The organism is Aeromicrobium sp. Root236 (assembly GCF_001428805.1).
Lineage (GTDB): Bacteria > Actinomycetota > Actinomycetes > Propionibacteriales > Nocardioidaceae > Aeromicrobium.
On sequence record NZ_LMIS01000001.1, the window covers coordinates 1,511,621 to 1,525,116 of the forward strand.

Genomic DNA, 13,496 nt, shown 5'->3' on the forward strand with positions numbered 1-13,496 from the left:
GTTTGAGGTCCGGAGCACGCACGGTAGCGTGCCCTGACCCCGAGGCAGGACCATGACGATCACCCGCAGGAACCTGATGGCTGGAGCCGCGATCGCGGCGAGCATCGCGATGCTGACCGCCTGTGCGCCGTCCTCCTCCGACGACAACTCGACGTCGGCCGGCAAGAAGTCGACGCTCTCGCTCGTCGCCTACTCCGTCCCCAAGGCCGCCGACGGCGCCCTCGAGAAGGCGTTCGCCAAGACCGATCCCGGCAAGGGCGTCACCTGGAAGCAGTCGTACGGTCCGTCCGGCGACCAGAGCCGTGCCGTCGTCGGCGGGCTCAAGGCCGACGTCGTGCACTTCTCGTTGACGCCCGACGTCACGCGCCTCGTCGACGAGGGCCTCGTCGACAAGTCGTGGGACCAGAACGACCACAAGGGCATCCTCTCGACCTCGGTCGTCGCGATCGTCGTGCGCAAGGGCAACCCGAAGCACATCGAGTCGTTCGCCGACCTCGCGAAGCCCGGCGTCGGCATCGTGACCCCCAACCCGGGCTCGTCGGGCTCGGCGCGCTGGAACATCCTCGCGGCGTACCAGTCGGTCATCGCCAACGGCGGCACCGAGAAGGACGCCAAGGCGTACCTCAAGAAGCTGTTCGCCAACGTCAAGGCGCTGCCCGGCAGCGGCCGCGACGCCACGACGGCGTTCCAGGGTGGCACGGGTGACGTGCTGCTGTCGTACGAGAACGAGGCAATCTTCGCCCGGCAGAGCGGCGAGGACGTCGACTACGTCGTCCCGAAGCAGAACCTGCTGATCGAGAACCCGGCCGCCGTCACGACGAAGGCCGCACCCGCCGCGACGAAGTTCCTCGACTTCGCGATCAGCGCCGAGGGCCAGGGCATCTTCGCCCAGTACGGCTTCCGGCCGGTTGCGTCCGTCCAGGGCGTCGACGTCGGCACCGTCAAGGGCGCCAACGACCCGGCCAACCCGTTCCCGAAGATCGACGAGCTGTTCACGATCGACAAGACGTTCGGTGGCTGGTCGGCGGTCAACGACAAGTTCTTCGACGACAAGAACGGCATCATCACCAAGATCATCGCGGAGTCCGGCAAGTCGTGACGACCGAGATCCAGCCTGCTCCGGGCGCGACGCGCAAGCGTCGCGTCCGGAGCGCCACGTCACTGACGCGATCCTCGGGCATCGGCCTGGGGCTCGCGGTGACGTGGTTCAGCCTGCTCGTCCTGATCCCGCTCGCGCTGGTCGTGATCCAGTCGGCGGACGGCGGCTGGCAGACGTTCCGTGACACCCTCACCAACTCGCAGACCGCGGCGGCGCTGCGGCTGACCGTGACCCAGGCGCTGATCGTCACGCTCGTCAACGTCGTGTTCGGCACGCTGATCGCCTGGGTCCTCGTGCGGGACCACTTCTGGGGCAAGCGGATCCTCGAGGTCATCATCGACATCCCGTTCGCGCTGCCGACGATCGTCGCGGGCCTCGTGCTGCTGAGCCTGTACGGCCCGGACAGCCCGATCGGGATCAACGTCGCCAACACCGAGCGGTCGGTGTTCCTCGCCCTGCTGTTCGTGACGCTCCCGTTCGTCGTACGTACCGTCGAGCCCGTCCTGCTGGAGCTCGATCCCGAGGTAGAAGAGGCCGCGGCGTCACTCGGCGCCAGCCGCTTCACGACCCTGCGCCGCATCCTGCTGCCCGCCCTGGCGCCCGCGATCACCGCCGGCGCTGCCCTGTCGTTCGCCCGCGGCATCAGTGAGTACGGCTCGCTGGTCCTGCTCTCGGGCAACCTGCCCAACAAGACCGAGGTCGCCTCGGTCCGCATCCTGACCTACATCGAGAACGGCAACGAGGCCGCCGCCGCCTCGGTCGCCGTGCTCCTGCTCGGGGTCGCGCTGATCGCGATCATCCTGCTGCAGGTCCTCACCAACGTGGTGTCGCGTCGTGTCTAGGGGGTCAGCGCATGGCTAGCCGCATGCAACAGCCCAAGACCGCCGGGACGTACGTCCGCCGCGGCCTGGTCATCGCCTACCTGTTCCTGCTCGTGGCCTGGCCCGTGTCGCTGGTCGTGAAGCACACGTTCGACGGCGGCCTCGACAACCTGCAGACCGCGCTGTCCGACCCCGACGTGGTGTTCGCGCTGCAGCTGACCGTGTACGTCGCGGTGTGGGCCGTGGTCATCAACACGATCTTCGGGGTCGGCGTCTCGCTCCTGCTGGTGCGCTACGACTTCCCGGGCCGGGGCATCCTGTCGGCGCTGATCGATCTCCCGCTGTCGGTGTCGCCGATCGTCGTGGGTCTCGCGCTGCTCCTCACGTACGGCAGCACCAACGGCTTGCTCGGCCCGAGTCTCAAGGACGCGGGCATCCAGGTCGCGTTCGCACCGCTCGGCATCATCCTGGCGACGGCGTTCGTCAGCCTGCCGCTCGTCATCCGCGAGCTCGTCCCGGTGCTCCAGGAGATCGGCACCGACCAGGAGCAGGCGGCGCGCAGCCTCGGGGCCGGGCCCTGGCAGACGTTCCGCCGCATCACGCTGCCGTCGGTCAAGTGGGCGCTGGTCTACGGCGTCGTACTAAGCCTGGCCCGGTCGCTCGGTGAGTTCGGCGCCGTCAAGATCATGTCGGGCAACATCGCCGGACAGACCCAGACCGCCACGTTGAGCGTGGAGGAGAAGTACCAGGACTTCCAGCAGGGCACGGCGTACGCCACGAGCTTCCTGCTCGCACTGATCGCGGTCGCGGCGCTCGTCGTCGTCTCCGTGCTCCGACCGAAGGAGAACCCCGATGGGGATTGAGATCCGCGGCATCAACAAGTTCTTCGGCGACTTCGTCGCCCTGGAGGACATCAACCTGACGATCCCCAGCGGACAGCTCACGGCACTCCTCGGCCCCAGTGGTGGCGGCAAGTCGACGCTGCTGCGCATCATCGCCGGGCTGGAGTCGTCCGACAGCGGGACGGTCGAGATCGAGGGCGTGGACACCACGAACGTACCGGCGCAGAAGCGCAACGTCGGCTTCGTGTTCCAGCACTACGCCGCGTTCAAGCACATGACGGTCGCCAAGAACATCGCGTTCGGCCTCGAGATCCGCAAGCGTCCCAAGGACGAGGTCAAGGACCGCGTCCAGGAGCTGCTCAAGCTCGTGCACCTCGAGCAGTGGTCCGACCGCCTGCCGTCACAGCTCTCCGGCGGTCAGCGCCAGCGCATGGCCCTCGCCCGTGCCCTCGCGATCGAGCCCAGCGTGCTGCTGCTCGACGAGCCGTTCGGCGCCCTCGACGCCAAGGTCCGCAAGGAGCTGCGCGACTGGCTGCGCCGCCTCCACGACGAGGTGCACGTGACGACGGTGTTCGTGACGCACGACCAGGAGGAGGCGCTGGAGGTCTCCGACAGCCTTGTCGTGATCAACGAGGGCCGCATCGAGCAGATCGGCTCCCCCGACGACCTGTACGACCGGCCGGCCAGCGACTTCGTGCTGTCGTTCCTCGGCCCCGTCACCCGACTCGGCGATCACCTCATCCGCCCGCACGACATCGAGATCTCGCGCTACGAGCAGGCCGCGACCGCGAGCGGCCGGATCACGCGATGGACGCGAGTCGGCTTCGAGATCCGTCTCGAGGTGACGCCCGACGACAAGCTGCACCCCGACCCGATCCAGGTCGTGGTGACCCGGGCGGAGGCGACGGCGCTCGGCCTCCACGAAGGCGACCAGGTGTGGCTGCGGCCGCAGGCCGGTGTCGAGCCGGTCAGTCGCTGACGGAGCGGCGCTGCGCGGCGACGCCGACGGCGAAGATCGCGACGCCCGCGACCGCGAGGCCGGCACCGACGAGGCTCGACGCCCGGTAGCCGTAGCCCGCGGCGATCGCGACCGAGCCGAGCCAGGCGCCCAGGCCGTTGGCGATGTTGAGCGCTGAGTGGTTGAGCGCCGCGCCGAGCATCTGCGCGTCGCCGGCGGCATGCATCAGGCGCACCTGAAGGTTGATCGCCACGATCGAGCTGATCAAGGCCACCGTGAAGACGAGGATCATCGCCGGCAGGACGTGCGGTGCGGCGAAGAAGAACGCGACGAGGGCGATCGCCGTGGCGACGAAGCCGTAGAGGATCGAGCGCTCGACGTTCCAGTCGGCGAGCACACCCGCGGCCCAGGAGCCGAGGACCGAGCCGATGCCGAACGCCAGGGCGAACCAGGGGATCCACGACTCGGACTGGTCGGCGACCTTGGTGACCAGCGGCGCGATGTAGCTGTACATCGCGAACAGCCCGCCGAAGCCGACCATGCCGGCCGAGACCGCGTAGAGCACCTGCGGACGCTTGAGCGCGGCCAGCTCGCCGCGCAGCGAGGCGTCGGTGTTGGCCGGCGAGTGCGGGACGAACGCATAGATCATGAGCGCCGTGGCGATCGTGATGGCGAGGACGACCCAGTAGGCACTGCGCCACCCGAGGTGCTGACCGAGAGCCGTGCTGGCCGGCACGCCGACCACGGTCGCGACCGACAGCCCGAGCATGACCGAGCTGACGGCCCGGCCCTTGTACTCCGGGCGTACGAGCGACGCGGCGAGGAGGGAGGCGACGCCGAAGTAGGCGCCGTGCGGCAGACCGGCGACGAAGCGGGCGAGCATCACGGGCAGGTAGCCGCTGGCCATCGCCGTGATGGCGTTGCCGACGCCGAGCGCCAGGATCAGGCCGATCGCCAGCTCGCGCTTGGGCAGCCGGGCGCCGAGGGAGACGATGATCGGTGCGCCGACGACGACCCCGAAGGCGTACGCCGTGATGATGTGGCCGGTCGTCGCGTTGGACCGGTGGATGCCGTCGGCGATCTCCTCGAGCAGCCCCATCGTCATGAACTCGGTCGTCCCGATCGCGAAACCACCGAGGGCAAGCGCCAGCAGCGCCAGGGACACGTGCTTGGTGCGTGTCCTGGTCACGGGCGTCGTCTCGAGGGTGCTCACCACACGTACAAGTCTCCCAGCGGGTCCGGTTGTTCCACGAATCGAGACGGTGTGCGTCCCCTCACGCCCTTCTGTGGGTGGCGGCTGCGACGCTGTCCCGTATGCACGCGATCTCCGACGCCCAGCGGCGAGCCCGGCTGGGCCGGCGTCACGCGCTCGCGGCCGAGCACCGCGCGGACACGGTCGTCGATGCCGCCTGGGCCGTGGTCGCGCTGCACGGCACCGACCCGGCGACGACCGTTCTGTCGGCCCTCGCTCGCACCCGCCAGGCCGCGCCGGCCGACGTCGAGCAGGCGCTCTACGACGACCGCAGCCTGGTGCGCGTGCTGTCGATGCGGCGCACGGTGTTCGCGGTCCCTCGCGAGGTCGCTCCCGTATGCCTCGCCGGCGCCTCCGACATCGTGGCCGCCGAGCAGCGCAGGCTGCTGCTCAAGGCCCTCGCCGAGGCCGGGATCACCGGTGACCTCGACGACTGGGTCGCCCGGGCCGAGCAGACGGCGCTGGCGGCGATCGAGGCAGCCGGCGAGGTCACCAGCACCGAGCTCTCGCAGGCCGACCCGGTCCTGGCCACCCGCGTCCAGCTCGGCAGCGGCAAGTTCGTGGCCACCCCGACCGTCGCGAGCCGGCTCCTGACCCTGCTGTCGGCCGAGGGCAGCGTCGTGCGCACGCGTCCGCGTGGCACGTGGACGTCGACGCAGTTCCGGTGGGCCGCCATGTCGTCGTGGTGCGACCTCGGCGAACGACCGGACGCGGTCAGCGCCAGCACCGAGCTAGCCCGGCTCTGGTTGCAGTCCTACGGCCCGGCGACGCTCGACGACCTGCAGTGGTGGACCGGCTGGACCAAGACCCGCACGCGCGCAGCCGTGGCGCCGCTCGACACCGTCGAGGTCGAGCTCGACGACCGTCCGGGACTCGTCCTGGCCGACGACACCGACCCGGTCGAGCCACCCGCGCCGTGGGTCGCGCTGCTGCCGGCCCTCGACCCGTCGGCGATGGGGTGGAAGCACCGCGACTTCGTGCTCGGACCCCACCGCGAGCGACTGTTCGACGTCAACGGCAACGCCGGCCCCACGGTGTGGGTCGACGGCCGCATCGTCGGAGGCTGGGCCCAGCGCGACGACGGCGAGGTGGCGTTCGCCCTCCTCCAGGACGTCGGCGCCGAGGCGACCACCGCCGTCGAGCAGGCCGCTGCGGACCTGACGGCGATGCTCGGCGACGTACGCCTCAAGGCCCGCGCGCGGGGGTGGACGCTGGTCGAGAAGGACCTCAGGGCTTGACGGCGTCGCGGATCAGGACGCGGAGCTCCGCGGCCACGGCTTCGAGCGGCTCCGGACTCCGCTGGCTCCGTGCCATCACGACGGCACCCTCGAGGCTGCCCACGATGAGCCAGGCGAGCCGCTCCGCGCGTTGGGGTGCGACCCCGTCGCGCCGCAGGACCGGCACGAGCATGCCCTGCCAGGTCTTGAAGATCGCGCTCGCCGGTCCGGCCGTGGCGACGTCCTCGGTCGCGACGGCGAGCACCGGACAGCTGGCCTCGTAGTCGCTCCTGGCCAGGAACTCGCGCCAGTTGGCGATGAACGCGTCGAGCGCCGCGAGCGCACCACCCTCGCCGGCTCTGGCCAGCACCTTCTCGACGCGACTGGAGACCCAGCCCACGGCCTCCTCGACCAGCTGGTCCTTGCCGCCCGGGAAGTAGTGATAGGTCGATCCGAGCGGAGCGCCGGTGAACTTCGCCAGCTCGCGCACGCTGGTCGCGCCGACGCCGCGCTCGCCGATCAGCTGCGCTGCTCCGGCGACCATCTTGGTGCGGGGATCGAGAGGCATGGGGCCAGCATAGCTCCTTGACTATGACAGTCGTCATAGCCTAGCGTCGGCACTATGACGAGCGTTATAGACGACCAGCTGTGGGACATCATCACGTTCTCCGCCGACGACGGCTACGAGCTGCACGGGCGCTGGTTCGAGCCGGACGGGCCGGCGCGCGGCGTCGTCCTGATCGTCCCGGCGATGGCGACCTCGGCCGCCTACTACGCGACGTTCGCGTCGTGGCTCCGCGACCGAGGGTTCGCGGTCATGACGTTCGACTACCGCGGCTACGGCGAGTCGCTGGACGGCCCGATGCGTACGGTCGACAGCGACGTCGTCCGCTGGGCCCACGACGCCCGCGACGCGTTGGAGCACGCCAACGTACGCGCCGACGGCCTTCCGATCACCTGGCTCGGCCACAGCCTGGGCGGCCAGGTGCTGGCGTTCGCCGACCACCGCAAGGCCGACCGCGCCATCAGCGTCGCCTCGGGCTCGGGCTACTGGAGGCACAACACCCCGAGCGCGCGCCGCAAGGCACCGCTGCTGTGGAAGGTCATCGCCCCGGCCGCCATCGCGGTGACCGGCTACTTCCCCGGCAAGCGGCTGCGCATCCTCGGCGACCTGCCGCCCAACGTCATGCGGCAGTGGGGTCGCTGGTGCATGCACCCCGACTACCTGCTCGGCGAGCTGCCCGAGATGCGCGAGCGGTTCGCCGCGGTCGACGTCCCGATGGCGTCACTGTCGTTCACCGACGACGAGCTGATGTCCGCGACCAGCATCAGCACGCTCGACGCGCTCTACGCGGCGGTCGACACGACCCGCATGCGCTTCACGCCGCAGCAGCTCGGTGTCGACCGCATGGGCCACTTCGGCTTCTTCCGGCACAACCAGGTCGACCTGTGGGACGAGCTGATCCTGCCGCACCTCGCCGAGCGGCCCGCGCGCTAGCCGAGGATGCCCAGGACCTCGGAGAACGTGGTCGAAGGGCGCATGACCTGCTTGACCTTGGCGTCGTCGGGCCGGAAGTAGCCGCCGATGTCGGCCGGCGATCCCTGCACCGCGAGCAGCTCGTCGTTGATCTTCTGCTCGTTGGCCGCCAGCGAGCCGGCGACCTCCGCGAACGCGGCCGCCAGGTCGGCGTCCTCGGTCTGCGCCGCGAGCTCCTGCGCCCAGTAGAGGGCGAGGTAGAAGTGGCTGCCGCGGTTGTCGATCTCGCCGACCTTGCGGCTCGGCGACTTGTTCTCGTTGAGGAACGTGCCGGTCGCCCGGTCGAGCGTGTCGGCGAGGATCTGCGCCCGGGCGTTGCCGGTCGTCGTCGCCATGTGCTCGAAGCTCGACGCCAGCGCGAGGAACTCACCGAGGCTGTCCCAGCGCAGGTGGTTCTCCTTGACGAGCTGCTGCACGTGCTTGGGCGCCGAGCCACCGGCGCCGGTCTCGAACAGCCCGCCACCGTTGATCAGCGGGACGATCGACAGCATCTTGGCGCTGGTGCCCAGCTCGAGGATCGGGAACAGGTCGGTGTTGTAGTCGCGCAGCACGTTGCCGGTCACCGAGATGGTGTCCTCGCCACGACGGATGCGGTCGATCGAGAACTGCGTGGCCTCGGCCGGCGCCATGATCTCGATCTGCAGGCCGTCGGTGTCGTGCTCGGGCAGGTAGGCCTCGACCTTGGCGATCAGGTTGGCGTCGTGGGCGCGGGTCGGGTCGAGCCAGAAGACGGCGGGGGTCTGCGAGGCGCGGGCGCGGGTCACCGCGAGCTTGACCCAGTCGCGGATCGGCACGTCCTTGGTCTGGCAGGCGCGCCAGATGTCACCCGCCTCCACCGCGTGCTCGAGCACGACGGTGCCGGCCTGGTTGACGACCTCGACGGTGCCCTTGCGGTCGATCTCGAACGTCTTGTCGTGGCTGCCGTACTCCTCGGCCGCCTGCGCCATAAGCCCCACGTTGGGCACCGAGCCCATCGTCGTCGGGTCGTACGCGCCGTTGGCCCGGCAGTCGTCGATCACGGTCTGGTAGACCCCGGCGTACGAGCTGTCGGGGATCACGGCGAGCGTGTCGGCCTCGTTGCCGTCGGGGCCCCACATGTGGCCCGACGTGCGGATCATGGCCGGCATCGACGCGTCGACGATGACGTCGCTGGGCACGTGCAGGTTGGTGATGCCCTTGTCGGAGTCGACCATCGCGAGGGCGGGCCCGTCGGCGATGCCCTGCTCGATCGCGGCCTTGATCTCCGCCCCGTTGGGCAGCGCGTCGAGTCCCGCGAGGATCGAGCCGAGTCCGTTGCTGGGGCTCAGGCCGGCTGCAGCGAGGTCGTCGCCGTACGTCTCGAAGACCTCGGGCAGGAACGCCTTGACGACGTGCCCGAAGATGATCGGGTCGGACACCTTCATCATGGTCGCCTTGAGGTGCACCGAGAACAGCACGCCTTCGTCCTTGGCGCGCTGGATCTGGGCCGTGAGGAACTCGTCGAGCGCAGCGGCGCGCATCACGGTGGCGTCCACGACCTCGCCGGCCAGCACCGGGACGGACTCCTTGAGGATCGTCGTCGTGCCGTCCTCGCCGACCAGGCGGATCGTCAGCGTGTCGTCGGCGTCGAGGACGACCGACTTCTCGTTGGAGCGGAAGTCGTCGGCGCCCATCGTGGCGACGTTGGTCTTGGAGTCGCCGCTCCAGGCGCCCATCGAGTGCGGGTGCGCCTTGGCGAAGTTCTTGACCGACGCCGGTGCGCGGCGGTCGGAGTTGCCCTCACGGAGGACGGGGTTGACCGCGCTGCCCTTGACCTTGTCGTAGCGGGCGCGGACGTCCTTGTCCTCGTCGGTCTGCGGGTTGTCGGGGTAGCCCGGCAGCGCGTAGCCCTGGCTCTGCAGCTCGGCGATCGCGGCCTTGAGCTGCGGGATCGAGGCGCTGATGTTGGGCAGCTTGATGATGTTGGCCTCAGGCGTCTTGGCCAGGTCGCCCAGCTCGGCGAGGGCGTCGCCGATCTGCTGCTCGGGCGTCAGGCGGTCGCCGAACAGCGCGATGATGCGGCCGGCCAGCGAGATGTCCCGGGTCTCGACCTCGACGCCGGCGGTCGAGGCATAGGCCTCGATGACGGGGAGGAACGAGTAGGTGGCCAGCAGCGGCGCCTCGTCGGTGTGGGTGTAGATGATCTTGGCCATGAGTGCGACGACTCCTACGTGTGGATCAAAGATTGTTTGACATCAAGATATCTCACCGACACCGCGGCTCCCAGCGTCCCCCAGTGACGGCCTCTGCGGTTCTACCCTGTGAGGCAGGTCACAGACTTCCCAGGAGGCCCACGATGGCAGCACCCACCACATCCCACAAGCTGGGCGCCGAGGCGCTCGGCACGTTCTGGCTCGTGCTCGGCGGCGTCGGCACGGCGGTCATCGCCGGCAACGAAGGCGGCGTCGGCACCCTCGGCATCGCCCTTGCGTTCGGGCTCACGGTCCTGACCGGCGCCTACGCCTTCGGGCCGATCTCCGGCGGGCACTTCAACCCCGCCGTGACGGTCGGCCTCGCCACCGCCAAACGGTTCGACTGGAAGGACGCACCCGGCTACTTCGCGGCCCAGCTGGTGGGCGCGACGATCGCCGGCGGCGTCCTGTACGTCATCGCGTCCGGCACGGACGGCTTTGACGCGAAGGCCACCGGATTCGGCACCAACGGCTACGGCGACCACTCCCCCGGCGGCTACAGCCTCCTGGCGGTCATCATCACCGAGATCGTGCTGACGGCGTTCTTCCTCTACGTGATCTTCGGGGCGACGGCCAAGCGGGCGGCCGTGGGCTTCTCCGGCCTGGCGATCGGCCTGGCCCTGACCCTGATCCACCTGATCTCGATCCCGATCGACGGCACCTCGGTCAACCCGGCACGTTCGCTGGGAGTCGCCTGGTTCGCCGGGGGCGATCCGCTCAAGCAGGTCTGGGTGTTCATCCTCGCGCCGGTCATCGGAGCCGCCATCGCCGGCGTCACGCACGCCATGATCGTCGGCGAGGACTCCGACTGACCACCCGTACGACGAGGGGCCCGGGACGCGACATCCCGGGCCCCTCGTCGTACGGCTCAGTCCAGGTCGAAGCGGTCGAGCTCGCTGACCTTGACCCACGCGGCCACGAAGTCCTCGACGAACTTCTGCTGCGCGTCGTCGCTGCCGTAGACCTCGGCCAGCGCGCGGAGCTGTGAGTTGGAGCCGAAGACCAGGTCGACGGCCGTGGCCGTACGCGTGACCTCGCCGGAGACCCGGTCGCGACCCTCGTAGACGTTCTCCCCGGTCTCGGACGCCTTCCACTCCGTGCCCATGTCGAGCAGGCTGACGAAGAAGTCGTTGGTCAGCGTGCCGGGGCGATCCGTGAAGACGCCGTGCTTGGACCCACCGTGGTTGGCTCCGAGCACCCGCATGCCGGCGACCAGCACCGCCATCTCCGGCGCCGTGAGCGCCAGCATGTTGGCGCGGTCGAGCAGCAACGTCTCGGGCGGCAGCTTCTCACCCGGCTGCAGGTAGTTGCGGAAGCCGTCGGCCCGCGGCTCGAGCACCGCGAACGACTTGACGTGGGTGTCCTCCTGCGAGGCGTCGGTACGTCCCGGGTGGAACGGCACCTCGATCTCGACACCTGCGTCACGCGCGGCCTGCTCGACGGCGGCTGCGCCACCGAGCACGATCACGTCGGCCAGCGAGACCTTCTTGCCGCCGGCCTGCGCGGCGTTGAAGTCCTGCTGCACCTGCTCGAGCGTCGCCAGCACCGTCGCGAGCTGCTCGGGCTCGTTGACCGCCCAGCCCTTCTGCGGCTCCAGGCGGATCCGGGCACCGTTCGCGCCACCCCGCTTGTCGGTGTCGCGGTAGCTCGCGGCCGACGCCCACGCCGTCGAGACGAGCTGCGGGATCGTGAGACCCGAGCCCAGGAGCGTACGCTTCAGCGCTGCGATGTCGTCGGCGTCGATCAGCTCGTGGTCGACGGCCGGGACCGGGTCCTGCCACAGCTGCGGCTCCGGAACCCACGGGCCGAGGTAGCGCGAGATCGGGCCCATGTCACGGTGCAGCAGCTTGTACCAGGCCTTGGCGAACTGCTCGGCGAACTCCTCGGGGTTGTCGAGGTAGCGGCGCGAGATCTCGCCGTAGATCGGATCCTCGCGCAGCGCCAGGTCGGTCGTCAGCATCGTCGGCACGCGCTTCTTGGCCGGGTCGAACGGATCGGGCTGGTCCGCCTCGGCGCCGACAGCGGTCCACTGGTGCGCGCCCGCGGGGCTCTTGGTGAGCTCCCACTCGTGACCGAACAGGTTCTGGAAGAAGCCCATGCTGAACTTCGTCGGCGTGCTGGTCCAGGTGACCTCGAGGCCGCTGGTGATCGCGTCCGGGCCCTTGCCGCTGCGGAACGTGCTCTTCCAGCCGAGGCCCTGCTCCTCGAGCGGGGCGGCCTCGGGCTCGGGTCCGACGTGGTCGGCCGGCCCGGCACCGTGGGTCTTGCCGAACGAGTGGCCGCCGGCGATCAGCGCCACGGTCTCCTCGTCGTTCATCGCCATCCGCGCGAACGTCTCACGGATGTCGCGAGCCGCGGCGAGCGGATCGGGCTCGCCGTTGGGGCCCTCGGGGTTGACGTAGATCAGGCCCATCTGCACGGCGCCCAGCGGACCGCTCAGCTCACGGTCGCCGCTGTAGCGCTCGTCGCCCAGCCAGGTGTCCTCCGGACCCCAGATGATCTCCTCGGGCTCGAAGATGTCCTCGCGGCCGAAGCCGAAGCCGAACGTCTTGAAGCCCATCGACTCGAGCGCGACGTTGCCGGCCAGCACCAGGAGGTCGGCCCACGAGATCTGGTTGCCGTACTTCTTCTTGACCGGCCACAGCAGGCGACGGGCCTTGTCGAGGCTTGCGTTGTCCGGCCAGCTGTTGAGCGGGGCGAAGCGCTGGCTGCCGTCACCGGCGCCGCCGCGACCGTCCGCGATGCGATAGGTGCCTGCGGCGTGCCAGCTGAGGCGGATGAAGAGCGGTCCGTAGTGCCCGTAGTCGGCCGGCCACCAGTCCTGCGAGGTGGTCATGACCTCGGTGATGTCGGCCTTCAGCGCGTCGACGTCGAGCGAGCTGAACGCCTCGGCGTAGTCGAAGTCGTCGCCGAGCGGGCTCGACGCGGGCGAGTGCTGGTGCAGCACCTGGAGGTCGAGCTGGTTGGGCCACCAGTCCTTGTTGGTCCTCGGCCGTCCGTCCTTGGGCTCGGGCGAGTCGATCGCGGGGTTCTCGCTCTCGCTGCCGTTGGCGTGCGGGTCATGGGACTCAGTCATGGGGTTCCTTCCGGGATCTGGCGAACAGTGGTGGTGGTGCTGGCGGAGCAGTCGGGGCAGATGCCCCAGTAGGTCACCTCGGCCTCGTCGATCGAGAAGCCGTGGTCGTCGGATGCCGTCAGGCAGGGCGCGCTGCCGTGGGCGCAGTCGACGTCGGCGATCGCGCCGCACGAGCGGCAGACGACGTGGTGGTGGTTGTCACCCACCCGCAGCTCGAACCTCGCCGGAGAACCGGCCGGCTCGATGCGGCGTACGAGCCCCACGGAGGTGAACGCCTTGAGGACGTCGTAGATCGCCTGGGTGGAGACCGTGCCGAGCTCGGCCCGTGCGGCGTCGGCGATCGAGTCGACGTCGGCGTGAGGATGACGGCCGAGAGCCTCGATGACCGCGAGCCGCGGCCGAGTCACCCGCAGACCGGCCTCGCGCAGCTGCGCGACGGGGTCCGTGAGCGTGGGCATGGCGCCATGCAATCACCTTTTCTGGA

At 69.6% G+C, this 13,496-nt stretch carries 12 protein-coding genes; 7 read left to right on the forward strand and 5 right to left on the reverse strand.

What is annotated here, in order from left to right:
- Positions 1–52: 52 nt before the first annotated feature.
- The 4 genes from ASE12_RS07595 to ASE12_RS07610 are packed head-to-tail and all read left to right on the forward strand — an operon-like array spanning position 53 to position 3,741.
- On the forward strand, positions 53–1,099 hold the full coding sequence (locus tag ASE12_RS07595) for a sulfate ABC transporter substrate-binding protein (protein WP_056398935.1): 1,047 nt from the start codon (positions 53–55) through the stop codon (positions 1,097–1,099).
- A complete protein-coding gene (gene cysT, locus ASE12_RS07600) occupies positions 1,096–1,941 on the forward strand; it encodes a sulfate ABC transporter permease subunit CysT (RefSeq protein WP_082582147.1) in 846 nt (281 codons plus the stop codon). The genes ASE12_RS07595 and cysT overlap by 4 nt, the downstream gene beginning before the upstream one ends.
- An 11-nt stretch (positions 1,942–1,952) precedes the next feature.
- The gene (locus tag ASE12_RS07605; RefSeq protein ID WP_056398937.1) at positions 1,953–2,783 is read left to right on the forward strand and encodes a sulfate ABC transporter permease; all 831 of its coding nucleotides are present in this window, start codon (positions 1,953–1,955) and stop codon (positions 2,781–2,783) included.
- The gene (locus tag ASE12_RS07610; RefSeq protein ID WP_056398938.1) at positions 2,773–3,741 is read left to right on the forward strand and encodes a sulfate/molybdate ABC transporter ATP-binding protein; all 969 of its coding nucleotides are present in this window, start codon (positions 2,773–2,775) and stop codon (positions 3,739–3,741) included. Before ASE12_RS07605 ends, ASE12_RS07610 begins: the two co-directional genes overlap by 11 nt.
- On the opposite strand, the gene ASE12_RS07615 is transcribed toward ASE12_RS07610, so the two are convergent.
- A complete protein-coding gene (locus tag ASE12_RS07615) occupies positions 3,731–4,936 on the reverse strand; it encodes an MFS transporter (protein ID WP_056398939.1) in 1,206 nt (401 codons plus the stop codon). The genes ASE12_RS07610 and ASE12_RS07615 overlap by 11 nt on opposite strands.
- Positions 4,937–5,034: 98 nt before the next feature.
- Between ASE12_RS07615 and ASE12_RS07620 the strand changes: the two genes are divergently transcribed.
- Positions 5,035–6,210, forward strand: coding sequence for a winged helix DNA-binding domain-containing protein (locus tag ASE12_RS07620; protein WP_200954982.1), 1,176 nt, complete (start codon positions 5,035–5,037; stop codon positions 6,208–6,210).
- On the opposite strand, the gene ASE12_RS07625 is transcribed toward ASE12_RS07620, so the two are convergent.
- The gene (locus tag ASE12_RS07625; protein ID WP_056398942.1) at positions 6,200–6,757 is read right to left on the reverse strand and encodes a TetR/AcrR family transcriptional regulator; all 558 of its coding nucleotides are present in this window, start codon (positions 6,755–6,757) and stop codon (positions 6,200–6,202) included. The genes ASE12_RS07620 and ASE12_RS07625 overlap by 11 nt on opposite strands.
- Before the next feature lie 54 nt (positions 6,758–6,811).
- Between ASE12_RS07625 and ASE12_RS07630 the strand changes: the two genes are divergently transcribed.
- On the forward strand, positions 6,812–7,687 hold the full coding sequence (locus ASE12_RS07630) for an alpha/beta fold hydrolase (RefSeq protein ID WP_056398944.1): 876 nt from the start codon (positions 6,812–6,814) through the stop codon (positions 7,685–7,687).
- Here the strand turns inward: ASE12_RS07630 and ASE12_RS07635 are convergent.
- On the reverse strand, positions 7,684–9,897 hold the full coding sequence (locus tag ASE12_RS07635) for an NADP-dependent isocitrate dehydrogenase (protein WP_056398947.1): 2,214 nt from the start codon (positions 9,895–9,897) through the stop codon (positions 7,684–7,686). The genes ASE12_RS07630 and ASE12_RS07635 overlap by 4 nt on opposite strands.
- 143 nt (positions 9,898–10,040) lie before the next feature.
- Here ASE12_RS07635 and aqpZ point away from each other — a divergent pair, with 143 nt between their 5' ends.
- Positions 10,041–10,748, forward strand: a complete 708-nt coding sequence (gene aqpZ / locus ASE12_RS07640; RefSeq protein ID WP_056398949.1) for an aquaporin Z — start codon at positions 10,041–10,043, stop codon at positions 10,746–10,748.
- A gap of 56 nt (positions 10,749–10,804) precedes the next feature.
- Here aqpZ and katG read toward each other — a convergent pair whose 3' ends face one another.
- On the reverse strand, positions 10,805–13,012 hold the full coding sequence (katG, locus tag ASE12_RS07645; protein ID WP_056398952.1) for a catalase/peroxidase HPI: 2,208 nt from the start codon (positions 13,010–13,012) through the stop codon (positions 10,805–10,807).
- Entirely contained in the window at positions 13,009–13,470 is a 462-nt protein-coding gene (locus ASE12_RS07650; protein ID WP_056398955.1) for a Fur family transcriptional regulator, read from the reverse strand. Before ASE12_RS07650 ends, katG begins: the two co-directional genes overlap by 4 nt.
- Positions 13,471–13,496 lie beyond the last annotated feature (26 nt).

Excerpts from the sequence above, each read along its gene's own strand:
- ASE12_RS07595 (WP_056398935.1), top strand. The coding sequence starts at position 53 with ATGACGATCACCCGCAGGAACCTGATGGCTGGAGCCGCGATCGCGGCG.
- ASE12_RS07605 (WP_056398937.1), top strand. The coding sequence starts at position 1,953 with ATGGCTAGCCGCATGCAACAGCCCAAGACCGCCGGGACGTACGTCCGC.
- ASE12_RS07610 (WP_056398938.1), top strand. The coding sequence starts at position 2,773 with ATGGGGATTGAGATCCGCGGCATCAACAAGTTCTTCGGCGACTTCGTC.
- ASE12_RS07620 (WP_200954982.1), top strand. The coding sequence starts at position 5,035 with ATGCACGCGATCTCCGACGCCCAGCGGCGAGCCCGGCTGGGCCGGCGT.
- ASE12_RS07625 (WP_056398942.1), bottom strand. The coding sequence starts at position 6,757 with ATGCCTCTCGATCCCCGCACCAAGATGGTCGCCGGAGCAGCGCAGCTG.
- ASE12_RS07630 (WP_056398944.1), top strand. The coding sequence starts at position 6,812 with ATGACGAGCGTTATAGACGACCAGCTGTGGGACATCATCACGTTCTCC.
- ASE12_RS07635 (WP_056398947.1), bottom strand. The coding sequence starts at position 9,897 with ATGGCCAAGATCATCTACACCCACACCGACGAGGCGCCGCTGCTGGCC.
- aqpZ (WP_056398949.1), top strand. The coding sequence starts at position 10,041 with ATGGCAGCACCCACCACATCCCACAAGCTGGGCGCCGAGGCGCTCGGC.
- katG (WP_056398952.1), bottom strand. The coding sequence starts at position 13,012 with ATGACTGAGTCCCATGACCCGCACGCCAACGGCAGCGAGAGCGAGAAC.
- ASE12_RS07650 (WP_056398955.1), bottom strand. The coding sequence starts at position 13,470 with ATGCCCACGCTCACGGACCCCGTCGCGCAGCTGCGCGAGGCCGGTCTG.